Below are 25,076 nucleotides of genomic sequence, written 5' to 3'. Positions count from 1 at the left end.
CGTGGTGGTGGCTTCGGCGCGAGCGGCGTTGCGGCCGATCGAGGCAACTGGGCTCGACTCGGTGTTCACGATTCTCAGCTCGGTGGACGAGGCAGTCGAGCGCTACTCGTCCTGAACCACCCGCACGACTTCCTCCAGCTGAACCGCTTCGATTCGCAGCCGCGGATACGCCTTCGCGTACGCCACCGTGACCATGTTGACCGCGGCCGCGGACAGCGGGGCCGACCGGCTGCTCACGTTCAGCACGACCGGTGCGGCGGACCGCTCCAGCAGCGGCAGGAACGCCTGCAGCACCCGCACCAGGCCGGTGAGGTCGGCCTGGAACGTCTCCCGCACGGCCTCAGCCGGCTCTGTCGGCTCTGTCGGCTCGGCCACGTTGTTGACCAGCACGTCCAAGGAGCCGACAGCGGCAGCGGCGGCCGTCAGCGACTCGTCCGACGTGACGTCGAGCGGCAGGAACCGGGCACCCACGTCGGCGGCGGCCGCGCGTCCGCCACTGCCCAGCCACACCGTGTGGCCGGCGTGGACCAGCTGGCGGGCCAGGCCTTCGTTCGCGCCGGCGATCAGCACAGAAGCCATGCACCCCAACCTACGGCTCCAGCTGGTGCGCCCGGCAAGGTTTCATGCGGCGGTATGGATCGGCCTAGGTCACCCGCCGCCTCGTTGGCGCACGTACACCCGGAAACCATTCGAACGCCCAGTGCCTACCATGATCGAGAACTAAGCTCGGGCTCATGACGGAAGTGATCGAACTTCGGCAGTACACGCTGCACCCCGGCCGGCGTGACGTGCTGATCGAACTGTTCGATCGCGAGTTCGTGGAGAGCCAGGAGGCCGAGGGCATGCGGATCCTGGGGCAGTTCCGGGATCTTGACGAGCCGGACCACTTCGTCTGGATGCGCAGTTTCCCGGACATGCCGAAGCGGGCCGAGGCGCTCACCTCGTTCTACACCGGGCCGGCGTGGAAGGCGAACAGCGCCGCCGCCAACGCCACCATGATCGCCGTGGACAACGTGCTGCTGCTGCGCCCGACCGGGCCCGGTACCGCGTTCCGCCTCGACGAGGCCGTGCGGGACACGCCCGCCGGGTCGTTGGTGGTGGCCACGATCCACCACCTGCCCGAACCTCCGGACGACGACCAGGTGCGGTTCTTCGACAGCACGATGCTTCCTCTGGTGAAGGAGGCCGGTGGCACGCCCATCGCGCTGCTGCAGACCGAGTACGCCGAGAACAACTTCCCCCAGTTGCCGGTGCGCACCGGCGAGCACGTGCTGCTCCACCTCGCCTCCTTCCCGGACGAGCAGGCACACGCCCGGCACGTGGAGCTGACCGGGGGTGTGCTGCCTGACACGGTCGAACGGCTGCGGCTGTCCCCCACCGACCGCTCGATGCTGCGCTGAGGCGGCGACGATCAGGTTGTTTGATCGACCCAGCCGAGCGCCAGGGGAAGCCGGCCGGATCGGTGTGCGGCGCGCTGTTCGACCACCCACTGTTCGATCTTGTCGACAGACTGGGAGACGGGCTCGTCAGTGGTGTCGAGGATGTGGGTACTCCACCGTGGATCGCCGGCGGTCCAGTCGGTCCAACGGTGCCAGACCATGTCCGGGGCGCTGCCGTTGGTGATGGCCTCGGGGAGGTGCCGAGGATCTCGGGCGTGTCCGCGATGCCAGGCCGCCCAGCCCAGGAAGGCGTCGACCTCCGAGGTGTCCCACCGGCCGGAGTCGCGGTGGGCGAGCCGGGCGCGGCGGATCTCGTCGTCCACGTCGACCAGACAGAGCGCGATCCCGTCGACCTCCGGTGCGGAAGGGGCCGCCAGGACCTCGCCCAGTGGGGATTGTCCGGTCAACAGCAGGTCCAGTCCGCGTTCCTGGTACTCGAGTGCGCGGCGCACCCACAGCTCGGTGTTGCGGTGGCGCCAGTGGGGGTCAGGATCTCGCGGCACACCGACCTCGTCGAAATCGTGGACGACGACGTCGCGGAGCCGGTCGGCCACGGCAAAGGCCAGCGTGGACTTGCCCGAACAACTCGACCCCGTCAACTTCAGCAGCACGCCGCCAGCGTTGCAGGGTCTCGGCGCTCGGCACACCCGACTTTCCCGAGAGCGCCGTCCGGTGTGCTCAACAGCTTGCTCAGGCTGCTGAACCGCGAAGCGATGCGGCCGGCTGGATCTTCGTGTCGACGCCACCGGTGTAGCCGAGCCGTCCTTTGGTGACGACGATGACGATGAGGCTCAGCACGCCGAGGCCGAGCACCGGCCCCCAGAGCAGTTCTTCGCCGGCATCGGGGAAGAACTCGGAGAAGGCGACGGTCTGGAAGTTGTTGATAGAGCAGTGCAGCAGCATGACCAGGGGCAGGCTCTGGCGTCCCTTGTTGTAGACCAGCGTGATCAGGAAGCTCATCTCCATGGCCATGACGGCGAAGCGGACGATCGTTTCAGGAGTGACATCGGGGCCTCCCCAGGGGGTGAGAAACAGCGGCAGGTGCCAGATGATCCACAGGATGCCGAGGACGAACGTGGCGATCATCGGCTGGTGGCGTTGCTGGAGGCGGCTGAGCGCGAAGTCGCGCCAACCGGGTTCCTCGGCGAGGCCGGTCGTGAAGAACTGGAGCACCAGCATCGGCACGTAGACGACCAGCACCATCAACGAGGGCAGCCGGAAGCCTTCGCCGTCGGTCACCGCCAGCGTGCCGAGCAGAACCGCCACGGGCACGGCGAACAGAGCGAACGCGTACCACAGGACACCGGCGCGGAACTGGAAGAGCCGCTTGCGCCACCGTCGCAGACCTTCGCGGCCCTCGGTGACGGCGGTGACGGTGAACGCGGCGGTCAGCGGGCCGAGGTACGCGCCGGGCAGGATCGCGGTGAGCTGGTTGCCCATCAACAGGTCCGGGTACCGGAAGTGCAGAACGCCGAACCCGTCCAACGACAGGATGTAGGGCACCCAGGCCAGCCAGCTGATGCCGTTCGCCAGGGTGAAGAACGTGATCAGCGGGAAGCGCTGGACCAGCGTCTGCCAGCGGTGGGAAGCGGGGCGGCCGGAGCCCGCACCGGGGATCGAAGTCATGGTCGGAAGACTAGGAATCGATCTTGTGGGAGTCAGTGCAGTCAAGGGCCGTTTTCATGGTGGAGTCTGCTCTACCGCCATGGACGTAGCTGTACATGGCTGGCCGTCCAACGCAATCTCACGCCGAGAAGCGGACGTGGGGGCACCGACGCTACGAGTGTCGTGGTCCAAGGGCGGGCCGGTCAGCGTGGCCGGCACCCAGCACCGTACGGACGGGTCATCGACGTGGCTGGAAGTAGCGCTTCGTGATGTGGTTGCCAACGGCTGCGCCGAGTGTGGTGCCGTCGACGTCCGCGGAGCGGAAGTGGATGCCGGCCCAGATGCGTGCTCCGACGACTTCGGCGGTCGCCTGCGCGAAGCTGTCGAAGTGTCGCGTGGTGCCGCTGTCGACGCTGAACGCACTGAAGGAGACCTTGTCCCGGCCGAAGAAGTGCGCATACGCCGTCATCTGCGCGGCCGTGCGGCAGGTGTGTCCGGAGGGGTAGTCGGGGTTCGGCGGGGTGACCACCAGCGGAGTCCAACCGGGGTCGGCCTGGGTGGCGGGGTTTCCGTCGGTGTCTGCGGACCGGATGGCGGTGATCGGCCGCCAGAAGTGCCAGAACTCCTTGTCGTTCGCGCAGGCGATCGCGCCGTCTGCCCCGGTGAGGTCGGCGAGCGCGTAGAAGCGCGCGGTCTCCAGCACGCTGAGTTTCTGGGTGACGGCGAGGTCGCGTTTCATTCCCCAGCTGACGGATCGCCGGTCGTGCCACCAGAGCGCCGCATCGGTCTGGTCTGCGGTGCGGGCGGTGCTCGTCGCCGAGCCGAGGCGCTTGACCTCGTCGAAATCGCGGGTGTACGCGCGGCTCGTGACCACCGGCGGCCCAGGGGTGCGGAACATCGTCGCGTCGGGAATGGCGAACGGCTTCAAGAAACCAACCCAGGCACCTGAGTTCTCGAAGGCCGGCGGAGTGGGGCGATACTGACCTGGCTCGGTGCCGACGGTCCAGGGCCGGGGGTCGAAGGCGCCGTCGTTCCGCCGTGCGGTGATCATCGCGGCGGCTGCCTGGGCGCCGACCCGAATACCGCCGCGCTTGGTCGGCCCGTCCGGGATGCCGGCGAGCCACTCGTCGTACTGCGTGCGCAGTCTTTCCTGCTGTGCCGGGAAAATCGCGTCCAGCACCCGGTAGGCGGCCGTGCCCACGGCGGCGGGCGTCGACTCGCGGCCGTTGGCTCTTGGTGCGACGAGGTAGGGCTCGTACGGCGCGCCGGCGATTGCGTTCACCGCGTCGTAGACCGCGCCGCTGACCATCGCGAAACCGCGTCCGGCGACCTGCGGCGGCGCCTGCTGCGCGATGTCCCAGATGGCGGTCTGCGCGTTGATGTCCCAGATGACCACCGAGTTCAGTGACGCGGTCGCATCGGCGGCGGCCGGCGGCGCGAGTGCGAGCGGAGATATCAGTGCGAGAGCCGCGAAAACCGCCATGCGGCGAGTCATGACCATCGTCAACCCCAGGGATGCCCGTACCGCATCGACAACACCGATGCGCAACGTATCGCCAGGCGTCTCGCAGGTGCAATGCCATGCCGCCCTCAGACCGATACCTCGACGATCGCGCTGCCGCGACGCACGCTCATGCAGAGATGAGGCCGAGTGGGTTCATCGGCCGCCGGTCTTGAGCCCGAGAAAGAAGAACAGCACTGCGAGGATGAGTGCGCCGATGCCTGTGGTGATTTGCTTGGCACCCTCCTGGCGGAGTGCGGTCAGAAATGCTTCTTTGGGGGTTTCCTGTCGTCCTTTGGCGGTGAACAAGTCGTATCTCAGGCTGACCATGACTCCTGCCGGGGTGCGCGGATCTGTTGGTTGACCGAGCCATTGGCGGTCCAGCAGATGGGTGACAGCGTCAGCCAGAGCGGGTTGTTCGTCCTCTTGCATTCGGGAGCTGCAGTGGTGGCAGACATAGCCGCGGAGCACCTTCTGCCGGGCATCGCTCAGGTGTTCGGTGAAGTCGAGCAGGCATCCTTTTGTGCCGAGGTGCACGGAGCCACGCAAGCTCGGACAGAGCGCGGCTATCGCCTCGCGAACAAGGAGTGCCTGGACGAACTCGACGAATGACGGCGGCGCCATGAAACGTTTCCAGTTGCCCAGAGCGATCACGGACACCCCTCCACTCCTTGCGGTGTAGAAGTTGTCGTCGAATCGACACTGGCTCACGATCACAAATCGGTCGGGTGGCCCCTCGGACAGCCCCAGCTCGTCGCTTCGCTTCCTGATCCTGGTCTGCGACCGGGTGACGAAGTCGAGCATCAGCCGTTTCGTCAGTTTACGGCCAACGGTCTTCCTGCTGTCGAGCAGTTCGAGCAAAGGGTCCGTGTCAGTACCGAAGTTGTAGAACTCGAACTGGAAGAGCGTTTGCTCCTTGTTCATCGCCAAGATCAAGAACTGTATCGCGGCGAGGTTCATCTTGCGCGCTGGGAGAATGACGACTCCGACGCGGCAAGGCTCGCTGTCCTGGGTCACTTGGTCATCCTACCGGAACGTCTGTCAGATCTGTCCTGAGTGACATGTTCGCGAACACGAGGATAAAACAGTGGACCAGCCAGATAATTTCTTGCACGTGGCCGGTGTGATGAGTTTTGCTCGAGCACGATCACGCCGATGAGCAGATCCTGTCGTGATTCTCACGGCATGATGGGCCCAGGGGAGGCAACATGACCTACAGGTTCAACCCGCCGGGAATGTGGCAGCCGAACGGCCGCGCCTTCTCCCAGGGGGTGGTCCGCGGAGAAGGGTTCGTCGTCGACATCACCGGGCAGGTGGCCTGGGACGAGCACGGCGACGTCGTAGGTGTCGGGGACGTCGAAGTTCAGCTGGAGAAGGCCATCGACAACGTCCGGCTGGTCCTCGACCAGGTCGGTGGCAGGCTCTCGGACATCGTGTCCATGACGATCTACTTCCTCGATCGCGCCGACCTGCCGGTGATCCAGCGAGTCCGATCCCGCCACTTCCCCGCAGAGACCGCGCCGGCCAGTGTGCTGATCCAGGTGCCGCGGCTGGTCCAGCCGGAGTTGCTCGTCGAGCTCGTCCCGATCGCCGTGGTACCGCCCAGCAGGTTCGTTCGTCCGCAGTGATCTAATCCTGGCCGATGTCCTCGTACCAGAGCTCGGGGCGCTCGGCGATGAACGACGTCATCAGCTCGATCAGCGACTGATCGTCGACGATCGTGATGCCGACGCCGTGCTCAGCGAGCCAGTCGTGGCCGCCGTAGAACGTCGTGGCCTCGCCGATCAGCACGTTCGAGATGCCGAACTGGCGGACCAGGCCGCTGCAGTACCAGCACGGCGACAGGGTGGTGACCATGGTGGTGCCGCGGTAGCTGCGCTGGCGGCCGGCGTTGCGGAAGGCCGAGGTTTCCGCGTGCATGGAGGCGTCGCCGTCCTGCACGCGGCGGTTGTGGCCCCGGCCCAGCAGACGGCCGTCGCCGTCGAAGAGCGCCGCGCCGATGGGGATTCCGCCCTCGGCGAGTCCCATCCGCGCCTCTTCGACGGCGACGGCGAGCATGTCTTCAGAAGAAGTCATGCGGACAAAGCTACTTCGTCTTGAACAACTTCACCGTCATCGACGTGCCGGACTGGCGCAGCACCTGCAGGCCGACACCGACCGCTGGGAGCTTCACGCCCGCCTGAGGCTGCTCGGCGAACCAGAACTGCTTGGTGTCGTCGAAGACCGGCTGGGCCGCCGCACCGCGGATGTAGGACGCCTTGCCGTTGACGTGCAACGTGAAGGAGTCCGACTTCTGCAGCCCGAACGGCGCGTCGTAGCCGCCGACGGAGGTCGACCAGCGCTGGCCCTCGAGGTTGTAGATCGGCGCCGGGTTGGCGTCGATCGGCAGGATCAGGCCTTCGCCGGGGTGCTCGCTGACGTTGTTGTCGAGGAACGAGGTGTTCCAGAGCGAGACCAGCAGACCGTCCTGGTACGGGAAGTGCTCCACGAAGTCGGGCTTGTCCGGGAAGCTGTAGCGGTACGGACCGGTCTTGTTGTACTTGCCGTACGACTCGTAGGTGCGGTTCGACGCGATGTAGAACTGGTCGAACGTCTTGGTCTCCTTGCCGCCGGTCGTGCGGAACCCGCGTGTGGACCACAAGCCCGTCGTCTCGCCGCCGTCCGTCAGCACCGGCGCGCCGTCGGCGGTCACGGTGATCGAGTCGGCGAAGAAGCCTTGCAGCGCAAGGGCGCCGTCGGTCCGGTAGGCCAGCCGCAGCTTCGTGTTCTTGCCCGCGTAGGCGTCGAGCGGCACGGTCAGGTCGACCCACTGCCCGCCGGAGGACGCGCTCAACGCGGGCGCGTCGGCCGAGTCGCGCTGGAAGGGCTGACCGTTCGCGACGCCGTCGAGCTGCGTCCAGCTTCCGTCCTCATTGGACGCTTCGACGTAGAGGTAGTCGTAGTCCACCTCGATGTCGTAACGGGCCTTCATCGTGAGCGACGCGGAGGTCTTGCCGCGCAGGTCGAGCGGGACCGTCATGGAGTGGTCGAGGTCGTTGCCCTTCTCGCTCCACCACATCTTGTCGCCCGCGAACGGGGCGCCGTAGTCGAACGACTTGGAGATGTCCGGCAGCACCACGACGAGGCCCTGGGCCTTGGCGGTGTTGTACTCGTGCGGGCCGAGCTCGAAGACGCGTTCCTGACCGGCGACCGCGACCTCGTAGTCGAGCCAGCCGAGCTGCAGCTTGTCCCACGCGGAGAACTCGTTGGCGCGCTCACCCGGCACCTCGCCGAGGCCGCCGGCGCGGCTCTGGGCCATGACCGACCACCAGTTGACGCCGTTCGAGCCGCCGTTGGTGTCGTAGTGGTCGGGCAGGCCGAGGTCGTGGCCGAACTCGTGCGCGAACACGCTCACGCCGCCGTTCTCGGGCTGCACGGTGTAGTCGCCGACCCAGATGCCGGTGTCACCGATCTGCGCGCCGCCGAGCTTGTTCGTGCCGGGGCCGGTCGCGTAGTTCTTGAACGCGTAACCGCGGTGGCTCCACACCGCGTCCTCGCCCTGCCACGGGTCGCCGTCGGCCTGGTCACCGCCCGCGTGGACGATCTGGAAGTGGTCGATGTAGCCGTCGGCCTCGTTGAAGTCGCCGTCGGCGTCGTAGTCGTAGCGGTCCCACTCGTCGTACTGCGCGAGCGCGGCCTTGATCTGCTCGGTGGTCTTGCCGGCGGCCTGCTGGTCCGCGACCCACTGCGTGACGGCGTCCTTGATGAGCTCACGCGAGTTGTTGCAGATGTTGTCCCCGCACGGGTAACCGTTGCTGCGGCCGTAGCGGGCCTCGTTGTAGCGGACCTTCACCCAGTCCGTGACGGTGCCGCTGACGGTGTACCTGCCGCTCGACTGCTTGTCGTAGAAGTTCGCGACGGAGTTCGCGTCCTTCTTGCGCGAGAAGTACAGGTCCTGGAAGTACTGCCGGCTGAAGTCGGGACGCCAGATCGTCGTGTTGTCCACGGCCCGGTTCGGCTCGGGGATCTGGTTGTGCAACGGCCCGTCGAACCGCTGCGGTCCCGGCGTGTTCGGGTTCGTGTCGCGGTCCGGGTAGTCGGGGTGCCGCTCGTTGCCGAACTCCGTCAGGATCACGAAGATCTTGTCGGTCTTCTCCCGCTTGAGCTCGACGTACTGGTCCTTCTGCTGCTTCTTGCCGACCTTCGCGACGGTGCTGGTGCCGCGCTGCTCCGTCGTCGCCTCGCCGGTCAGCACGTCCGCGAGCGCCTGCTGCTTCAACGCGCGGCGCTTCAGCTCCAGCTCGTGGGGCTGTTCGTCGGACTGCCGCGTCTCCTGCTTCTCTGGTTGCGCGGGCGGTGTTGCAGTGGCCGGGGTGACCAGGCCTGCCGTGACGAGCGTGAGCGCTGCCGCTCCCGCCAACAGTCTTCGCACGGTTGTTCCCCTCTCGATCCGCAGGGCACGCTACGTAGCCGCACGATCGCTCGACACGTCCGAAAGTCGGTTGTCAGCACGGCTGGGTGTGCGCGGACGACGCGGTGAACGCCGCAGGTTGACCGATCGTCCGGCACGTCGGGAGAGTGGGAGCTTCCATTTCCCCCGACGTGTCGGGAGGTCGACAATGACGTCGTCTGGATCCTCGGTACAAATCGGAGTGAGCAGGCCCCCGCTCGATGTGGCTGACCTGCCAGAACCCGAGGAAGTCTTCAAAGTCCGCAAGCTGGGCCTGCTGCAGGTGGTGCAGTTCGTCATCGGCCCGAGCCTCATCGCGCTCGGCATCTCGATCGGCAGCGGCGAGTGGCTGCTGGGCCCGCAGGCCGTCGGCAAGTTCGGCTTCGTCGGCATCGGCTGGGTGATCACCGTGTCGGCGCTGCTGCAGACGTTCTACAACGTGGAGATCGCCCGCTACGTCGTGGCCACGGGCGAGGTCCCGATCGTCGGCTGGGGCCGCGTGCCGCCCGGCTGGAAGTTCTGGGTGCCGGTCTCGCTGGTGGTCTTCTACTTCGCGTTCATCTTCGGCGGCTGGGCGGCGGGCGCCGGACAAGGGCTCTTCGCGCTGATCGCGGGCCGCGGCTACCGGCCGGACGAGATCGAGTACGTCCGGCTGCTCGCCATCGGCCTGCTCGTCGTGGTCTTCCTGATCACCGCTCTGGCTCGCAAGGTGTCGCGTGCCCTGGAACTGACGAACTGGGTGCTCGTCGGCACCTTGTTGCTGGTCCTGATCGTGGTGACGGTTCTCGTCGTGCCGTTCTCCGGGTGGTCGGAGGGAATCCGCGGCCTGGTGACCCCGGCCGCGCCACCTGCAGGGATCACCGCGACCCAACTGGGCGGCCTGGCCGGGTTCACCGCGCTGGCGTCCGGCCTGAACTGGTACGCGATGAACCACTACCGCGACAAGGGTTACGGCATGGGCCACCGCGTCGGGTTCATCGCGGGCCTGCGCGGCGGCAAGCAGGAGCTGCGCCCGGTGGGCGTGACCTTTGTGGACACTCCGGCGAACGCCTCGCTGTGGAAGCGCTGGTACCGCTTGCTGCTCATCGACCAGTGGGCGGTGTTCTTCGTCGGCGCGATGCTCGGCATGCTGCTGCCGACCGTCCTGATGGCGCACATCGTCGCCGTGTCCGGCCAACAACCGACCGCGGCGAACGTGCCGACGTTCTCCGCCGAGCAGCTCGGGATCCTGTACGGCCAGGGCATGTTCTACCTGATGCTGGTGGTGGGCGTCCTGGTGCTGTTCTCCACCCAGCTCGGCATCTTCGAGGCGCTGGTGCGCAACTTCACCGACGCCGCGCACGCCGTCTCGCCCCGGCTGCGCAAGCGAATCGAGGACGACCCGCGCCGGTTCTACTACCCGTTCATGCTGCTGGTGCTGGTGATCATCGCCGGTGCACTGCACCTCGCGCTGCCCGTCGAGCTGGTGCAGATCTCGGCGAACATGTCGAACCTGGGCGCGCTGATGTTCCCGATCGCGCTGATGTACCTGAACTCCCGCCTGCCGCGACCGGCCAGGCCGCGGTGGTGGCACTACGTGATCTTGGGGTTGAACGTGGTGTTCTTCGGGTTCTTCTTCGTCAACTTCGTCTACGAGTTCTTCACGGGAGGTCCCCTGGTGCGGTTCTGAGGGAGAGTCACCAGACCATCAGGTACGGCGGGTCGAATCTGGCGGAGTACTCGTCATCGTGCAGCTGCGACTCGAGCGCGCCGATGTCACCGTCGAACTCCAGCACGAAATGCGGCGCGTCCGAGTGCTCGTAGCCCTCGTCGCAGAGCTTCCGCACGAACGGCAGCAACGACGGCAGGGCCTCCGCGTTCTCGATCACCACCACGCGATCGCCCTCGGTGCCGGCGGACCGGAGGAGGGCCCGCTGCCGAGCCACCTCCGCGTCCCCCGGCGGCGCGAAGATCACCCAAGGGGTGCCGGGAACCCACAGCCGGAACGGGTTGACGCACCTCTCGACTTCGTCCCGGGCGTCCTCCGCGACGACGCCCAGTTCCTCGAGGCGGGGCAGGACCTCCGGCAGCACCTCGCCGTCGATCCGGGCGACGTGCCCGAGGCAGGTCATGGCGAGCTGCCCCAACCGCGGGTGCCCGATGTGGTCGAGCAGGATTCGTTGCAACTGCTCGCGTTCCGGGTCGTGGTGGGCGAGTGCCAGCATGGCCCGGGGCGCGTCGTCACCACCGGCGCGGAGCTGGGCGTGCCAGCGCACCACGCACTCGGCGATCACGACGTCAGCTGCCCGCCGGATCAGCTCGTCCAGGTCACCGGCCGCGGTTTCCCAGCCACTCGGCACGCGCACGATCAGCTCGCCGTCGACGACACCGACGAGCGGGTCGCCGTCCCACTCGAACACCACACCGCCGAACATCTCGATCTCGCGCAGCTGTCCCCAGTCGTCCAGCGCCGCGCGGACGCGATCCACGAGACTCACTTCGGCGGCAGGGCTTCCACGAAGTCGCGGCACCGCTCGATCCAGTCGTCCAACGCCTCGTCCTCCGACACGACGGCACCGTCCACGACCACCCAGCCGTTCATCGGCCGTCCGGTGAAGTCGAACACCCGCGCACCGGGCTGGGCCAGCGCGTCCTCCTGCGCCTCCGGTCCCACGCGCGCGATGAGATCCGGCCCCAGCACTCCTACCAGCATGTTTCCGTGCCACATGAACACCAGGCTGCCGAACATCTTCTTCGTGGAGATGTCCGGCAGCGCGCCCAGAGCGTCGCCCAGGCGGTGTGCCAAACCTTCGTCGTAAGCCACACGCTGAATACTGTCTCAGCGAGTTGCCAGGCGCCTCTCAGATTCGTGTGGCTTCATGGGACGTACAGGACATTAGGGAGGCCATCTTGTTCGGCTTGGTCGGCTGGGTGATCGGTTGGCTGTTGACGCTGTTCATCATCGTGATGATCGGCCGGATGATCGTGGACTGGGCCGTCACGCTCGAGGCCCGCGGCGACTGGGTGTGGAAGGTGCGCAGGGTCACGCACGCGGCGACCGAGCCCGTGCTGGCGCCGGTGCGGAAGGTGCTGCCGCCGCTGCGGTTCGGCGGGTTCGGGTTGGACCTGGCGTTCACCGTCGTGTTCATCGCCGCGTTGATCCTCAGGTCGATCGTGTGGTGAGGACGCCGGGGTTCAGCACGCCGGCGGGGTCCAGCGCGGCTTTCGCGCCGGACAGGGCCAGACCGAACAGGCCGGGCCGCTGGCGCGTGTACCAGGGCATGTGATCACGGCCGACTGCGTGGTGGTGGGTGATGGTGCCACCGGCCGACAGCAGAGCTTCCGACACGGCGGCCTTGATCTCGTCCCACTGCGAGGTGAGGCTGCCCCACCGGCCGGGCGCGTAGATGCCGTAATAAGGCGCCGGGCCGTCCGGGTAGACGTGGGTGAAGCGGCACGTCACGACGCCGATGCCGCACACCGCCTGCAACGCGGCAGTAGCCGCTGACACCACCGCTGCGTGCAATGCAGCAAACCGGTCCCAGGTGCAGGCCGTCTCGAACGTCTCGGTGATCATCCCGTGCTGCGCCATGGCATCGCGCTGGTAAGGCATGCGCAGGAACGACTTCCGCCACTGGGCAGCCGTCCCTTCGACGACCTCGCCGTCCCCGCACAACTCCAACGCCTGCGCCAGCAACGCGTCCACCGGGTGCGCAGCCGACTCGAAAGCCAGCACCAGCACCGAAGAAGCCGCACCGGCGTTGAGAAAGGCCTCCGCAGGATCCAGCAGCCGGCAGTTCGCGGGATGCAGCCCCGACTGCGCGATCAACCGCGTCGCCTCGACCGCACGTTCCCAGGACGAGAACCGCACCGAGGCCCCAGCGCGGAAAGCCGGCGGCGACTGCAACCGCATCCACGCCTCGGTGATCACCCCCAGGGCCCCCTCGGAGCCGAGGAACAGCCGGTCAGGCGACGGACCCGCACCAGAACCCGGCAACCGCCGCGACTCCAGCACGCCGGAAGGAGTCACCACCCGCAACGACTCGGTCAGGTCGTCGATGTGCGTGTAGAGCGTGGCGTAGTGACCGCCGGCCCGAGTGGCGAGCCAGCCACCGAGCGAGGAGAACTCGAACGACTGCGGGAAGTGCCGCAACGTCAACCCGGACGCCTTCAGCTGCGCCTCCAGCGACGGCCCCAGCACGCCCGCCTGAATCCGGGCGGCACGGCTCACCGGGTCGACCTCCAGCACCCGGTCCAGCAACGAGAGGTCCAGCGTCACCGCCCGCTCGAGATCACGCGGCTCGACCCCGCCCACCACAGAAGTGCCGCCACCGAACGGAATCACCGCCACGCCGGCTGAAGAACACCAGTCCAGCACGTCGACCACGTCCTGCTCCGTGCGCGGCCGCGCGACGGCGTCCGGCAACGGGCCCACGTCACCGGCAAGATTTCGCGTCACGTCGCGGTAGGCCTGTCCACGGGCATGACTGAGCCGATCGAGCACAGAGGTCGAGTAGAGCTCACCGGGAGGCGAGATCCGCGGCGGCGGAACGTCCAGCGACGACGGATCCGGCGCGGCGTGAAAACTCAGGTCCGCGTCCGGCAGCACCGCCCGGACCCTGGAGACCAGCTCACGGCGCTCTGCCGGGGTGACGGCGTCCTCGACGTTGCCCCAGCCCCACCACGACCTCGTTGTCATGCCGAGCAACATAAGCGAAACGAGCTCGTTCTGGAATGGGCGTTGAGTAGAAGTACTCGCGCGGGGAGCGCAACCGCGGCGCTAGCGTCCCAGGGCATGAAGTCCTGGGGGATCGCACTTCTGCTGTTGGCGATGACTGCGCTCGGCGGCGCCATGTACTACGTGTCGAGACCCGACGGCACGAGCGCCACCGACGAGAAAGCCCGCCAGGTCGCGGACCGCATCAGCTACCCGGTCCGCACCGACGGCAACTCCTACGCCCGCTCCGCGCTGGTGGGCAACACCGACCCGAAGTACTTCGCGGTCATCGGGATCACGGACAGCCCGACGAACGACCCGGAGAAGGTCCGCGCGAGCCTGGTGTTCCGCGTCTTCGACCCCGGCACCTCGGAAGATCCGCCGTCCTTCCGCCTGTGGGAGAAGGATCCGGTGACCGCGTGCTACCGCGCCGACTTCACCTACTACGGCGTCACGAAGGGTGGCCCCGACCGCATCCGCTGCCCCGAGCACGCCAAGCCGATCACCCCACCGCCCGCGCAGAAGACGGGCGTGCCGGACACCTACCTCGAAGCCTTCAAGAGGATTCTCGCCGAACTGCCGTCCACTGCAACGCCGGACGTGGTGCTCGCGGCGTTGCGGGCGAAGCTGCCGCCGATGCCGGTCGACGAGGCGACCAAGCTGCCGTGGGCCGAGCCACGCCTCGACGCCTTCGTCAAGGACGGCGCGATCGGCATCATCGCCGGAGGTGGAGGTTCGTGTCTCGCGGGTGTGCGACTCGCCGACGGAACCGTTGCGGCGTGGCACCCGCCCCGCGTGCAGACCCAGCCCGGCGAGTACGGCTGCTCTGGCCAGAGCGCGCTGCAGCTCCACAACGTGCCGCCGCCGAAGTGATCGCCCCTCGATCTTCGGCCACACCGTCACGGTGAGCGGTCTTCACTGCGCGGATTCGCAAACCGATGATGTTGGTATGTCGCGTCGAAGATGGGCTCTGTTGACCGTCGTGGGTGTCACGGTGACAGCGGTCGGCGTGCTGGTGCTGTGGGTAGGGCTCGACGCCGCGGACAAGATCGGCAGTGTCGTCGGGGCCCTGTGCGGCGTCATCGGGCTCGGGGTGTCCGTGTACGGGCTGATCCGGGCACGGCTCGCGCGGCCGGTGAAGCCCGAACCGTCGTCAGTCGAGCCTGTGCCGGCGGGGTCGGTGACGAACTCGATTGACGGCAGCACTGCCAGAATGGCTGTGCAAATCGGAAACGTCCTGGGCCCGCTCACGATCCGCGGGAGAGCGAACGCCGCGATCTGGATCGTCGCCGGCCTGCTCACCGTCGTCGCAGTGGTCACCACCGTGGTGGCGGTGACGCAGCAGAGTCCTGCGGCGAGCCGCACGCCCCTCGAGTCGACGACGGGGTCGACGATCGGGTCGACGACCAGGTCAGCGCCATCAGAAACCCTGTTCAGCCAGATTCCTGGTGGGGATCTGACCACCCACCGGCCACCGGGCCTGCCACCCGCCGACGGACGGCCGCAACCAACCCGGGTAGCGACAGCGCCCCCTCAACCCGGGCCGACCACCATCGCACCGCAACCCTCGGGAACACCCCCGCCCCGTACGTCGCGGGCGGTGCCGATCACGATCAGGAACAACTCGACGGACCTGACGCTGGCCGCGCGTGCGGAGGCGGACCTGAAGAAGGACGGCTGGAACGTGGTCGCGTCCGACAACATCGAGCCGGCGGGCTTCTCCCGAACCACGGTCTTCTACCGTCCCGCCACCGAGGAGGAACCCGCCGCGACAGAGCTCGCCGCACGGTTCGGCATGACCGCCGAACCCTACCCGCCGGCATTTGCCGGTAGCGATCCCGGTCTGCTGGTCATGGTGGCCAACGACTACACCGGACCCCGAACCACCTGACGCGTACGCCGCCGTGATCAGCCCGCGCCGAAGCACACAAATCCAACGGCCGCAGCGTAATCAGCGTTGTCCGCAGCGGCCCGTTGCACTGCGGCAAGCGCTTCGGCGGGCGCCATCCCGGCAGCCAGCTTCCGGTGCAGCTCGATCATCACCGGCGCCGTCCCGTCGGTCGGCACCGGCACGACCGGCGCGATCAACGTCCGCGTCCCCAGCCCCAACAGCGCGGCGGTGAACCCCATCAGCTCATCACCGGGCCGAACCGCCGACTGCCCGCTGTCGCACGCCGACAGCACCACCAGAGTCGGCGGCGTCCGCAACCGTTCGATGTCGTAGACGGTGAGCGGTCCATCAGCCAGTTCCAAAGCCGAGAACAACGGGTTGTCGACGCGGAACGAGCCGTGCGCGGCGATGTGCGCCAACGCCGCACCGTCCATTGCGGACGCAACCGCGCTCACAGTTGCTTCCGCGTCAACGAGAACACGCCCCGGCACGTGCGTGCTGATCGCCTTGATCTCGGCAGGCGCGGCGGCCATGCGCGGCCCGGCGGCCAGCACCGCCTCACCAGAGGCGTCGGCAACCGAACACGCCCGCAGCCACACCGAAGCCGACGGCGCGACGGTCACCTGACGCTCCAGCACGGCCCACGGCAGCCCGTTCAGCGCTCCGGTCGGCACGACGACCAACGGCCGGCCATCAACGCGAGCATCCAACGGCGCCAACAACCGTTGCGCCAGCAGAGAAGCGGCATGAGCAGCCGAAGACCGCGCGACCGCCAGGTTCGGCAGCTGCGGCGGCAACGTCACCAGCCGGTGCAACGCGAACCGCAGCAACCGGATCTCGCGCACGACACCTTCCAGCGCACCCAGCGAGTGCAGCGTCGCCCGGCCGCCCGCCAGCACCACCGCCAGCAGTGTGCCGTCGTTCTCGACGAACTCGATCAGCGCCGAATCCCCCAAAGCAGCGGCCAACGAGGAAACCGACGGCGGCTTGAACACCGCGACCTCTCCGGACATCTGCCTGGTCAGGTCGCGCACGCGCTGCTCGGCACGAACGAGCTGCACTCGCAACGCACCGGCGGGCTTCCCGGCCAGCAACGCCGACTCCACGTCGGCGGAGACCGCCCGCAGCGATGCCAGGGCGTCCTCGAGCCTCGGGTCGTCCGGCGGCGAGACGGACTTCATCCGCAACGCGCCCGCCCGCCAGCTCTCGGTCCACGACAGGATCCGCCCGGCGTTCCCGGACGCCACGGCCAGCCGCAGGCCCTCCAACGCCAGGGCCTGCCCCTGCACCCCGGTCGATGCCCGCAACTCGGCCGCGCCCAACGACACCCGGTACTCGTCCAGCAGCGAAATCCCCCGGCGCAACGCGGACGAGGTACCGCGCACGTCGCCGGAAAGCTTGCGCCGCAACGCCTCCGCGTACCACCCGCGCACCCGCAGACCGGCCGGGCCGCGCAACCGCGACGCAGCGGCCACGGACAGCTCCGCCACCGCACGGGTGCGGTGCCCGAGATCAGCGGCGACCAACCCGGCGTCGATCCGGGCCTCCAGCGCGGGCAGCCGCCAGTCCATCGCGTCCAGCTCGGCGGCGACCCGCGACAACGCCAACCGCAACGGCCGGGTGCGGTCACCACGCAGCACCGCGGCATGCAGCTCCAGGTAGCGCGCCCCCGCGGCCCACAGGAGCCGTTGCTCGCGGCGGAACCGGCGGCGTGCCTCGGCCGCGAACCGGTGCGCGGCATCCGGATCGTCGTCCAGCAACGCGATGCGGGCGCGGAAGTACAGCGCTTCCGAGACGCCCAGCGGGTTCCGCAACGCCTTCAGCTCGGTGATCGCCCGGTCCGCGGCCGCGCGGGCCTCGTCCAGCAGCGGGATCGAGACCAGCAGCTCCAGCCGGTTCACCAGCAGCACCGGGCGCATCACGTCGAGCCGCCGGTGGACCTCCTCGGCCTTGTCGAACAACGTCAGCGCGGCGGGCACGTCACCGCCGCGGGTGGCCATGATGCCCGCGTTCCAGTGCACGTCGGCGACACCGAGCTCCTGGCCGAGCTCGCCGAGGATCGAGGCCGCCAACGAGAAGTCCGCCGACGCCTCACGCATGTTCCCCACGTACGCGCGCACGAGCCCGCGGTTGTTCAGAGCGCGCGCCTCGACGAGTTGGTCGCCAACGCGACGTGCTCCGGAAATCGCGGCGGTGTAGTCGCGCTGTGCGTCGTCATAACGCGTGAGGTAGTGGAAGACGACGCCGCGCTGCATCAACGCGGCCACCGCGTCGGCGCCGGTCAGCTCCGGCATCGCGAGGTCCAGCGCCGTCAGCGCCTGCTTCTGCTTGCCGGTGTAAGCGAGCACCCACGCCAGGCTCATCCGCGCCAGTGCGGCGAGCCGCGGCAGCGACGCGTCCGATGCGATCTTGATCGACCGGCGCAGGTGCCGGGCCGCGCCGCCGAAGTCGTGCATCTCGCGCAACGCGAGCCCGATCGCCCGCTCGGCGATCGACCATTCCGAGCGGTCTTCCGTCGTGCGCAGGACCGCGCGGGCCATCTCGACGGCCGCGCGCGGGTTGCGCTGCCTGGCCTCCAGCGCGTCCTCCGCACAAAAGTCGGTCACGGCGTCACTTTATCCGCTGTGGTAGCTTGATCAAGCTCGGTCGGGGTGCCCGTCAACGCTGCTTTAGTGAGGCCGTGGTGTCGAAAGTGCCAGAAAGCGCGGAGCTTTACCAAAGAGCTTTCCTGCAGCTCATCGCCGAGGACAAGAACATCAGCTTCCACGCCGAACGCGGGCGTGAATTCCTTTATCGACCCGGCCAGCTGCTCGTCAGCGCCGAAGACCAACAACGCGTGATCGAAAAGCTGCGCGAAAACAACATCGTCGCACGCCCCGGCGAAGGATTCGCCGGAATGGCCCGGCTGACGTTGCCGAACAACGCGGAGGACATTCCGCGCATTGTTCGCCTGTTGCGCGACCAGCGAAACTGGCCGAACCAGCGGGTGCCGCTGGTGCAGCCGCACCACGTGATCGTCGGCCACGGCGGCCTCGTGATGGGCAACCCCGGCGACCGGCCGTACCCCGCCGAACCGATCCCGGCGCCCAAGTCCGACGACCGCCTCCGTGAGGTCAGGGTCGGCATCATCGACACCGGCATCTCCTCCGGCGCCGACAGCGAGCACTCTGACTGGTTCGCCGAGCGCTACGCCAAGGAAGCGGACGACGTCGACCCCGCCTACAGCAGCGGTGCCGTCTTCGCGTTGCAGGGCGGGCACGGCACGTTCGTCGCCGGCGTCATCCAGAACGCGGCGCCCGGTGTCTCGTTCGACCCGGAGGTCGCGCTCGACGCGAACGGGTTCGGCGACGAGGAGCTGCTCTGCCGCAAGATCACCGAGCTGGGCCAGAAGAAGATCAACGTCCTCAACCTGTCGCTCGGCTGCTTCACCGAGGACGACGTGGCGTCCGAACCGTTGCGACGCACGATCGAGGCCCTGCCCGCGGACATCGTCGTGGTGGCTTCCGCCGGCAACCAGGGCACGCAGCGGCCGAGCTGGCCCGCCGCGCTGTGCCGGGTCACCGCCGTCGCCGCCGCGGAACAGAAGCGGGACGGCTCCGTCGGTCCGGCGTGGTACTCGAACTGGGGCCACTGGGTAGACGCGTGCGCGATCGGCAACCGGGCGTCGACCTACCTGAAAGGCGAGTGGAAGCTGCCGGGTGAGGCCGCCGCGACGCCGTTCGCGCTGTGGGCTTACTGGTACGGCACCTCGTTCGCGGCTCCCCTGGTCACCGGCCGGGTCGCCGCCACCATGGTCGCGGACGGCATCACCGCAGGTCAGGCGCGCGACAAGCTGTTGAGCGGCCCGGAGTTCCACCCCGGCTACGGAGTTTTTGTCAAATAGTTGTATCTGGGGAGCAACCTCGGCCTCCGCAAGTTGTGACCGCAAGGAGTCGACGTGACCGCAGGATCCCCGATCGCCGCGCTCGTGAGCGCGGCGGCCGAGGGCGACCAGTCGGCGTGGAACGAGATCGTGGACCGGTACACGCCGCTGGTGGTGTCGGTGATCTACAAGCACCGGCTGCGCCCCGCGGATGCGGCCGACGTGAACCAGACGCTGTGGCTTCGGCTCGTGGAGCAGATCGGACGACTGCGCGAGCCGGAGGCACTGCCGGGCTGGATCATGACGACCACCCGCAACGAGTGTCTGCGCGTGTTGCGCGTGCAGCAGCGGACACATCTCTACGACCCGTTGTCCGAGTCCGACGCGCTGGAGTCGGAGCAGGTGGACGCGGACGTGGAGGCGGACCTGCTGGCCGTGGAGCGGCGGCAGGCGTTGCGGGACGGGTTCGCCGAGCTCACCGACCAGTGCAAGCGGTTGCTGACGAAGCTGATGACCGATCCACCGCCGAGCTACCAGGTCGTGAGCGAAGAGCTCGCGATGCCGGTCGGCAGCATCGGCCCGACGCGGATACGTTGCCTGGAGAAGTTGCGCAAAACCCCTGCACTCTCAGCGTTTCTGGGAGCGCCGGTCAAGAGAGGAGGTGTGCTGGGTGCGGCACGACTGGGACAGTGACGAAGTACTGCTCGACGCCTTGCGCGACGCGTTGAGCACACCTTCGGAAGACGTTCCGCCGGAGTTCGTCGAGGCCGCGAAGGCCGCGTTCACCTGGCGGAACATCGACGAGGAGCTGCTGCTGATCACGTCCTACGACTCGGTGCTGGACGACACGCTGTTCGCCCGCGCCCGGTCGACCGCGACGGCCAGGCAACTGGTGTTCGACGCGAACGACGTGTCGTTGCAGGTCGAGGTGTCGGCGGCGGGGATCACCGGTCAGCTGATGCCGGCTTCCGGTTCGGTCACGCTGGTGACGCCGGCCGGAGACCACGAAACTGCGGCGGTCGACGAACTGGGGATGTTCGTGATGGGGACGGCACCGCGTGGACCGGTGAAGTTCCGGTTCGCAAACGGTTGCACCGATTGGTTTATCCTCTGAACACCATTCGAGTGATGGTGGAATTCATTCGTTCGGCCTACATCTGCGGCCAGTAGGGTTATCACGCTCTGAATTCGCGTCGCGAGAGGTGTGTGCCGCTGTGGTGGATCGAGTCAGCTGGGCGCCGGAAGGTGTCAACGTCGACGTGCCGAGTTCCGCCCGGATCTACGACTACCTGCTGGGCGGCGGGCACAACTTCGAGGCGGACCGCGAGACGGCCGAAGCGCTCATCAAGGTGCTGCCCGTGCGGGACATGGCACGACGCAACCGCGCTTATCTGCGCCGCGTTGTTCTAGAACTGTCCAGTCTCGGAATTAGGCAGTTCCTGGACCTCGGTTCCGGCATTCCGACGGTCGGCAACGTGCACGAGGTGGCGCACGAGGTCGCACCCGAGTCGAAGGTCGTGTACGTCGACTTCGAACCGGTCGCGATCACGCACGCCGAGCTGATGCTGGCCGACGAGCCGAACGTGACGGCACTGCTCGGCGACCTGCGCGAGCCCGAGAAGATCGTGGCGCAGGCACGGGACCTGCTGGACTTCTCGCAGCCGGTCGGGCTGCTGGTGGTGGGCGTCCTGCAGTTCATTCCCGACGAGGACGACCCGTGGGGAATCCTGCAGCGGTACGCGAGCGCGCTGTCCTCCGGTTCGTACCTGGCGCTGTCGCACTTCACCGCGGACAGCATGCCGGCGGCCATGGCGGCGGGTAAGGAGATCTTCGCCAAGACCGCGGAGCCGATCACGCCGCGCACGAAGGCTCAGGTGACGGACATGCTGACCGGCCTGGAGATCGTCGAGCCCGGCATCGTGTTCACGCCGGAGTGGCGACCGGAGACGCCGGAGGACGTCGGCACCGACCCGTCGAAGGCGAACCTCTACGCCGCGGTGGGTCGCAAGCCCTGATGGCCACTTCGCCCCTCGCACAGCGCTGGGCGGCTGTTCTGATCGAGAGCGCGTACTCGCCGATGTCCCGGCGAAAGCTCACGCAGCACCTCGAGGAACACGCCGTCCGGCTGCGCGCTGGGCAGGACGCACCGGCAGTTGGTGCGTGGCTGGTGCGCAAGCGCTTCACGGGCCCGGACTCGTTGCGGCGCACGCTGGAAGTGCTCGCACCGGAGTTCTCCCCCGAGGTGCTCGGCGGTCTGGCGGCCGGGTACGTGCGGGCGACGCGCGACCAGCTGTTCGCCGAGCAGGAGAAGGTCAAGAACGCGTTGCTGAAGGCCGTCGAGGACGCGCAGCGCGACCTGCACGACAGCGAGGCCAGGTTCGCCCAGGTCTTCGCGTCGACGGCGGTGGGCATCGCGATCTTCGACCTGAACGGCACCGTCGTGGAGGCGAACGAGGCGCTGGCCGCGATTCTCGGGCACGAGGAAATGCCCAAGGAACTGTTCGCCGAAGCCGACGCGCTGGCACTGGCCACCGCTTGCTCGCGCATGATCGCGTCCTCTGTGGACACCGACCGGCGCGAGTGGGAACTGGCGCGCAACAACGGCGACACGGTGTGCGCCAACGTCGTGCTGTCGGTGCTGCGCGGATCGGACGGGCTGCCGAAGTTCCACGTCGCGCTGATCGAGGACGTGACCGAGCAGCGGATGCTGCAGGACTGGCTGCGGCGGCAGTCGTTGACCGACCTGCTGACCGGCCTGCCGAACCGCGCCTCGTTCACGGACAAGCTGGAGTCGGCGCTGGCGTCCGGCGAGCCGTGCACCCTGGGGTACCTGGACGTCGACAGCCTGGCGATCGTCAACGACGGCCTGGGTTACGTGGCCGGTGACGCCGTGCTGGTCGAGGTGGCCCGGCGCCTGCGGGTGGTGCTGCCGAACGCGGTCGTGGCCAGGGTCGGTGGCGACGAGTTCGTGGTGCTGATCCAGGGCTCGCCGGACGTCGCCGCACTGGCCGGCACGATCGACGAGGAACTGTCCGAGCCGGTGTACCTGGAAGGCGCGGGCGTCGCGGTGTCGACGTCGATCGGCTTCGTGCACGCCGCCGGCCCCGGCGTGGATCCGAACGTGGTGCTGCGGCGCGCGCATTCGACGTTGCGGCGGGCAGAAGCCGGCGGCAAGAGACAGTGGGCGATCTACGACCACGAGGCCGACGTCGCGGATCGCGCTCGGTACGCGCGGATCGCGGCCATGCCGGGAGCCTTCGAGAACGGCGAGATCTCGGTCGAGTACGCGCCGGTGTCGTGGGTCTCCGGATCGCTGGCCTTCGTCGAGGCGTCCCTGCGGTGGGGTGAGTCCCGGCACGACGAGGTCGTCGCCTACGCGGACGCGCTCGGGCTGGCTTCGCGCGTGGGGCAGATGGTTTTGCACGACGCCTGCTCGCGTGGTGAGCCGGTGTTGATCCGATTGTCCCGCGACCAGTCACGTGATCCGGACCTGGCCGCGCACGTGCGGTCGAACCTGCGCGACTGCGCGTTCCCGGCTTCCTCGTTGTTCCTGGCGCTGGACGTGCGGTCGATGCCGGACGGCGAGGAGAACCTCGACGTGCTGCAGGACATGGGCGTGCACGTGTTGCTGCACGAGTTCGGCGGCGGGTTCGGCGGATTGTCCACTGTGGACCGGAGCCCGGTGTGGGGCGTCCGGCTGGCGCGGCCGCCCTCGGAACGGCTGGCGCGGCAGGGGTTGTCGTTGCTGGTGCCGCTGCTGCGGTCGGCCGGTGCGCACGTGATCGGCGGGCCGGGCGATCCCGACGAGCTGAAGGCGCTCGGCGTCGATCTGGTGGTGGGCCTCCCGCGATAGCACGGGAGACCCACCGACATCACATCAGGCAGCGTCCACGAACGTCTCGGCCTTGACGGTGACCTGCTGGCGGAAGTTCGCCTCGACCTCCGCCTTCTCCTTGGCGTTCGGGTTGGGGTTCTTGCAGGACGTGCCGGCACTGGCGCCCGACATCAGGTCGGTGCACAGCCCCGTCCTGCGGTCGGGCAGACCGAGCAGGTGCCCGAACTCGTGGGACGAGATGCGAACCACGTCGTGCCCCTCGTTCACCGCCTGGGTGCCCATGACCCAGCGGCCACGGCCGAGGCTGGACACGTAGGCGCGGGGCCAGCCGGTGTCCCAGGTGACGGTGATGTTGGCGCGACCGGTCGTTTTCTGGAGCTTGACGTTCGTCACGCTCGCGTTCCACACCGCCGCACCCTTGTCGACAGCCGCCTGGAACTGGCCGGCGCCGCTCGAGTTGTAGGTGAGGGTGACCGCAGCTTGTGCTGTACCAACGAGCAGGCCGGTTGACAGGGCGGCCGTCGTGGCGAGCACAGCAATTGTTTTGCGCAGGAACACAGGAATCTCCTCGCAATGCAGGGTAATTGCACCCCGACTGTATCGCTAAAGCCTTGGCGCACAAGAAGAGTCAAGTGTCAATCAGCGCCGGAACGGTCCAGTCACTTCGTAGGTGATGCCGCCGTTCACGTTGCCCGCGGTGCCGCGCTGCGAGGAGAAATACAGCCTACTACCGTCGGGCGAGAACGCGGGACCCGTGATCTCACTGCTGCTCTGGTTGGGAACGCGCAGGAACGGCGCGACGATCCCGGCCGGCGTGATGAGGCAGATCTCCATGTTCCCGCCGTCCTCCGCCACGAACAGGTCGCCGCCAGAAGAGCGAGTTACGTTGTCGACGCCGGTCAACGGCGGCGTTGCACCGGTCACCAGCGAATCGTCGTAGGTCAGGCTGATGGTGCTGTTGGTGGCGTTGTACGCCCACACCCGGCCGTCGCCCTTGGTGGTGAACCAGCACGTGTCGGCGGCGTAGTAACACCCCTCACCGCCGTTGAACCGCTTGGCACCGCTCACCTGGTTGCGCGTGGCCGTCGGGCTGCCGTCCGGGTCGGGCACCCTGGCCCAGCCGACGGTTCCGGACGTGCCGGAGCCGCCGGTCATGACCTCCAGGGTGCCGCTGCGCAGGTCGCCCCACGTGGTGGGCTTGAACCGGTAGAGGCAGCCGTCCGAGACGTCCTCGGTCAGGTAGATGACCTTGCGCACGGGATCCGCCGCGCAGGCCTCGTGCTTGAAGCGGCCCATCGCCGGATGACGCACGGCGGCCTTCACACCCCACGGGTCGGTCTCGTAGACGTAGCCGCGGTCGACCTCCTCGCAGGACAGCCAGGTGTTCCACGGCGTGGCCCCGCCGGCGCAGTTCACGTTGGTGTTGCTGAGGGTCCGGTAGGCACCCTTGATGTTGCCCGATTGGTCGAACCGCACGGCGCCGGCGCCACCCGTCGACGGCACCTCGCTGTTGGACACGTAGATCCACCCGGTGCCGTCGGCGAAGCAGGCGCCGCCGTCCGGTGCTGGGTGCCAGGTGTAGCTCGTGCCGACGACCCGTTGGCCGGTGCGCGCGATCACCCGGCTGGAAAACCCTTGGGGCAGCATGATTCCGCTGCTGTTGACGGGCTGCAGCGGACCGTAGGGGCTGGGACCCGGCTGGGCCCCGGCGGCGAGGGCTTCGCGCCAGTTGGCGCCACCGAACGCCGCCGCGGCCGTTCCGACCACTGCGACACGTAGAAAGTTTCGACGCTCCATGCTTCGGAGCGTGCCGCAGTC

At 67.9% G+C, this 25,076-nt stretch carries 24 protein-coding genes; 11 read left to right on the top strand and 13 right to left on the bottom strand.

The window, feature by feature from the left end; genetic code table 11:
• Positions 1-102 precede the first annotated feature (102 nt).
• Positions 103-579: an SDR family NAD(P)-dependent oxidoreductase gene (locus DI276_RS42045; RefSeq protein WP_112274488.1), complete on the bottom strand. Its 477-nt coding sequence runs from the start codon at positions 577-579 to the stop codon at positions 103-105.
• A gap of 155 nt (positions 580-734) precedes the next feature.
• Here DI276_RS42045 and DI276_RS42040 point away from each other — a divergent pair, with 155 nt between their 5' ends.
• A complete protein-coding gene (locus DI276_RS42040; RefSeq protein ID WP_112274485.1) occupies positions 735-1,400 on the top strand; it encodes an NIPSNAP family protein in 666 nt (221 codons plus the stop codon).
• An 11-nt stretch (positions 1,401-1,411) separates the two neighbouring features.
• Here the strand turns inward: DI276_RS42040 and DI276_RS42035 are convergent, their stop codons facing one another.
• From DI276_RS42035 to DI276_RS42020, 4 genes are all read right to left on the bottom strand, one after another.
• A complete protein-coding gene (locus DI276_RS42035) occupies positions 1,412-2,050 on the bottom strand; it encodes a hypothetical protein (protein WP_112274483.1) in 639 nt (212 codons plus the stop codon).
• A gap of 79 nt (positions 2,051-2,129) precedes the next feature.
• Complete coding sequence (locus DI276_RS42030) at positions 2,130-3,065, bottom strand: CPBP family intramembrane glutamic endopeptidase (protein ID WP_112274481.1); 936 nt, start codon at positions 3,063-3,065, stop codon at positions 2,130-2,132.
• A 217-nt stretch (positions 3,066-3,282) separates the two neighbouring features.
• The gene (locus tag DI276_RS42025) at positions 3,283-4,539 is read right to left on the bottom strand and encodes a vanadium-dependent haloperoxidase (protein WP_198681247.1); all 1,257 of its coding nucleotides are present in this window, start codon (positions 4,537-4,539) and stop codon (positions 3,283-3,285) included.
• Between the two features lie 162 nt (positions 4,540-4,701).
• The gene (locus DI276_RS42020) at positions 4,702-5,562 is read right to left on the bottom strand and encodes a hypothetical protein (protein ID WP_112274476.1); all 861 of its coding nucleotides are present in this window, start codon (positions 5,560-5,562) and stop codon (positions 4,702-4,704) included.
• A 191-nt stretch (positions 5,563-5,753) separates the two neighbouring features.
• Here DI276_RS42020 and DI276_RS42015 point away from each other — a divergent pair, with 191 nt between their 5' ends.
• The gene (locus tag DI276_RS42015) at positions 5,754-6,173 is read left to right on the top strand and encodes a RidA family protein (protein WP_112274474.1); all 420 of its coding nucleotides are present in this window, start codon (positions 5,754-5,756) and stop codon (positions 6,171-6,173) included.
• Position 6,174: 1 nt separating this feature from the next.
• On the opposite strand, the gene DI276_RS42010 is transcribed toward DI276_RS42015, so the two are convergent.
• Both DI276_RS42010 and DI276_RS42005 read right to left on the bottom strand, forming a co-directional pair.
• On the bottom strand, positions 6,175-6,621 hold the full coding sequence (locus tag DI276_RS42010; protein ID WP_112274472.1) for a nucleoside deaminase: 447 nt from the start codon (positions 6,619-6,621) through the stop codon (positions 6,175-6,177).
• 10 nt (positions 6,622-6,631) lie between these two features.
• Positions 6,632-8,956: an immune inhibitor A domain-containing protein gene (locus DI276_RS42005; RefSeq protein ID WP_112274470.1), complete on the bottom strand. Its 2,325-nt coding sequence runs from the start codon at positions 8,954-8,956 to the stop codon at positions 6,632-6,634.
• A 241-nt stretch (positions 8,957-9,197) separates the two neighbouring features.
• On the opposite strand from DI276_RS42005, the gene DI276_RS42000 reads away from it, so the two are divergent.
• Positions 9,198-10,643: an Nramp family divalent metal transporter gene (locus DI276_RS42000; protein WP_232837292.1), complete on the top strand. Its 1,446-nt coding sequence runs from the start codon at positions 9,198-9,200 to the stop codon at positions 10,641-10,643.
• Between the two features lie 7 nt (positions 10,644-10,650).
• Here DI276_RS42000 and DI276_RS41995 read toward each other — a convergent pair whose 3' ends face one another.
• Together DI276_RS41995 and DI276_RS41990 are read right to left on the bottom strand one after the other, a co-directional pair.
• Positions 10,651-11,442, bottom strand: coding sequence for a hypothetical protein (locus DI276_RS41995; protein ID WP_157985305.1), 792 nt, complete (start codon positions 11,440-11,442; stop codon positions 10,651-10,653).
• Between the two features lie 5 nt (positions 11,443-11,447).
• The gene (locus DI276_RS41990) at positions 11,448-11,777 is read right to left on the bottom strand and encodes a TfoX/Sxy family protein (RefSeq protein ID WP_112274463.1); all 330 of its coding nucleotides are present in this window, start codon (positions 11,775-11,777) and stop codon (positions 11,448-11,450) included.
• A gap of 86 nt (positions 11,778-11,863) precedes the next feature.
• Here DI276_RS41990 and DI276_RS41985 point away from each other — a divergent pair, with 86 nt between their 5' ends.
• Complete coding sequence (locus DI276_RS41985; protein ID WP_232837291.1) at positions 11,864-12,136, top strand: YggT family protein; 273 nt, start codon at positions 11,864-11,866, stop codon at positions 12,134-12,136.
• On the opposite strand, the gene DI276_RS41980 is transcribed toward DI276_RS41985, so the two are convergent.
• A complete protein-coding gene (locus tag DI276_RS41980; protein WP_112274829.1) occupies positions 12,117-13,652 on the bottom strand; it encodes an FAD-binding oxidoreductase in 1,536 nt (511 codons plus the stop codon). The genes DI276_RS41985 and DI276_RS41980 overlap by 20 nt on opposite strands.
• 96 nt (positions 13,653-13,748) lie before the next feature.
• On the opposite strand from DI276_RS41980, the gene DI276_RS41975 reads away from it, so the two are divergent.
• Complete coding sequence (locus DI276_RS41975; RefSeq protein ID WP_112274461.1) at positions 13,749-14,543, top strand: hypothetical protein; 795 nt, start codon at positions 13,749-13,751, stop codon at positions 14,541-14,543.
• A 109-nt stretch (positions 14,544-14,652) separates the two neighbouring features.
• Complete coding sequence (locus tag DI276_RS41970) at positions 14,653-15,561, top strand: LytR C-terminal domain-containing protein (protein ID WP_232837306.1); 909 nt, start codon at positions 14,653-14,655, stop codon at positions 15,559-15,561.
• Positions 15,562-15,578: 17 nt separating this feature from the next.
• Here the strand turns inward: DI276_RS41970 and DI276_RS41965 are convergent, their stop codons facing one another.
• On the bottom strand, positions 15,579-18,167 hold the full coding sequence (locus tag DI276_RS41965; protein ID WP_232837290.1) for a CHAT domain-containing protein: 2,589 nt from the start codon (positions 18,165-18,167) through the stop codon (positions 15,579-15,581).
• An 86-nt stretch (positions 18,168-18,253) separates the two neighbouring features.
• On the opposite strand from DI276_RS41965, the gene DI276_RS41960 reads away from it, so the two are divergent.
• From DI276_RS41960 to DI276_RS41940, 5 genes are all read left to right on the top strand, one after another.
• On the top strand, positions 18,254-19,444 hold the full coding sequence (locus tag DI276_RS41960) for a S8 family peptidase (RefSeq protein ID WP_232837289.1): 1,191 nt from the start codon (positions 18,254-18,256) through the stop codon (positions 19,442-19,444).
• 54 nt (positions 19,445-19,498) lie between these two features.
• A complete protein-coding gene (locus tag DI276_RS41955) occupies positions 19,499-20,116 on the top strand; it encodes an RNA polymerase sigma factor (RefSeq protein WP_112274457.1) in 618 nt (205 codons plus the stop codon).
• Positions 20,094-20,537: a hypothetical protein gene (locus DI276_RS41950; RefSeq protein ID WP_112274455.1), complete on the top strand. Its 444-nt coding sequence runs from the start codon at positions 20,094-20,096 to the stop codon at positions 20,535-20,537. The genes DI276_RS41955 and DI276_RS41950 overlap by 23 nt, the downstream gene beginning before the upstream one ends.
• Positions 20,538-20,640: 103 nt before the next feature.
• Positions 20,641-21,438, top strand: a complete 798-nt coding sequence (locus DI276_RS41945) for an SAM-dependent methyltransferase (RefSeq protein ID WP_332874754.1) — start codon at positions 20,641-20,643, stop codon at positions 21,436-21,438.
• The gene (locus DI276_RS41940; RefSeq protein WP_112274451.1) at positions 21,438-23,276 is read left to right on the top strand and encodes a diguanylate cyclase domain-containing protein; all 1,839 of its coding nucleotides are present in this window, start codon (positions 21,438-21,440) and stop codon (positions 23,274-23,276) included. The genes DI276_RS41945 and DI276_RS41940 overlap by 1 nt, the downstream gene beginning before the upstream one ends.
• 24 nt (positions 23,277-23,300) lie before the next feature.
• Here DI276_RS41940 and DI276_RS41935 read toward each other — a convergent pair whose 3' ends face one another.
• Together DI276_RS41935 and DI276_RS41930 are read right to left on the bottom strand one after the other, a co-directional pair.
• Entirely contained in the window at positions 23,301-23,816 is a 516-nt protein-coding gene (locus DI276_RS41935) for a snapalysin family zinc-dependent metalloprotease (RefSeq protein ID WP_112274449.1), read from the bottom strand.
• 81 nt (positions 23,817-23,897) lie between these two features.
• A complete protein-coding gene (locus DI276_RS41930) occupies positions 23,898-25,055 on the bottom strand; it encodes an alkaline phosphatase PhoX (RefSeq protein WP_112274447.1) in 1,158 nt (385 codons plus the stop codon).
• Positions 25,056-25,076: the final 21 nt, after the last annotated feature.

This window comes from Lentzea terrae, from assembly GCF_003265345.1.
In the GTDB taxonomy this organism is placed as follows: Bacteria; Actinomycetota; Actinomycetes; order Mycobacteriales; family Pseudonocardiaceae; genus Lentzea; species Lentzea terrae.
This window is presented reverse-complemented; position numbering and strand designations above follow the sequence as displayed.

What these genes read in the sequence shown, in the direction of transcription:
- DI276_RS42015 (WP_112274474.1), top strand. Translation starts at nt 5,754, where the DNA reads ATGACCTACAGGTTCAACCCGCCGGGAATGTGGCAGCCGAACGGCCGC.
- DI276_RS41940 (WP_112274451.1), top strand. Translation starts at nt 21,438, where the DNA reads ATGGCCACTTCGCCCCTCGCACAGCGCTGGGCGGCTGTTCTGATCGAG.
- DI276_RS41975 (WP_112274461.1), top strand. Translation starts at nt 13,749, where the DNA reads ATGAAGTCCTGGGGGATCGCACTTCTGCTGTTGGCGATGACTGCGCTC.
- DI276_RS42045 (WP_112274488.1), bottom strand. Translation starts at nt 579, where the DNA reads ATGGCTTCTGTGCTGATCGCCGGCGCGAACGAAGGCCTGGCCCGCCAG.
- DI276_RS42030 (WP_112274481.1), bottom strand. Translation starts at nt 3,065, where the DNA reads ATGACTTCGATCCCCGGTGCGGGCTCCGGCCGCCCCGCTTCCCACCGC.
- DI276_RS41930 (WP_112274447.1), bottom strand. Translation starts at nt 25,055, where the DNA reads ATGGAGCGTCGAAACTTTCTACGTGTCGCAGTGGTCGGAACGGCCGCG.
- DI276_RS42025 (WP_198681247.1), bottom strand. Translation starts at nt 4,539, where the DNA reads ATGACTCGCCGCATGGCGGTTTTCGCGGCTCTCGCACTGATATCTCCG.
- DI276_RS41980 (WP_112274829.1), bottom strand. Translation starts at nt 13,652, where the DNA reads ATGACAACGAGGTCGTGGTGGGGCTGGGGCAACGTCGAGGACGCCGTC.
- DI276_RS42040 (WP_112274485.1), top strand. Translation starts at nt 735, where the DNA reads ATGACGGAAGTGATCGAACTTCGGCAGTACACGCTGCACCCCGGCCGG.
- DI276_RS42010 (WP_112274472.1), bottom strand. Translation starts at nt 6,621, where the DNA reads ATGACTTCTTCTGAAGACATGCTCGCCGTCGCCGTCGAAGAGGCGCGG.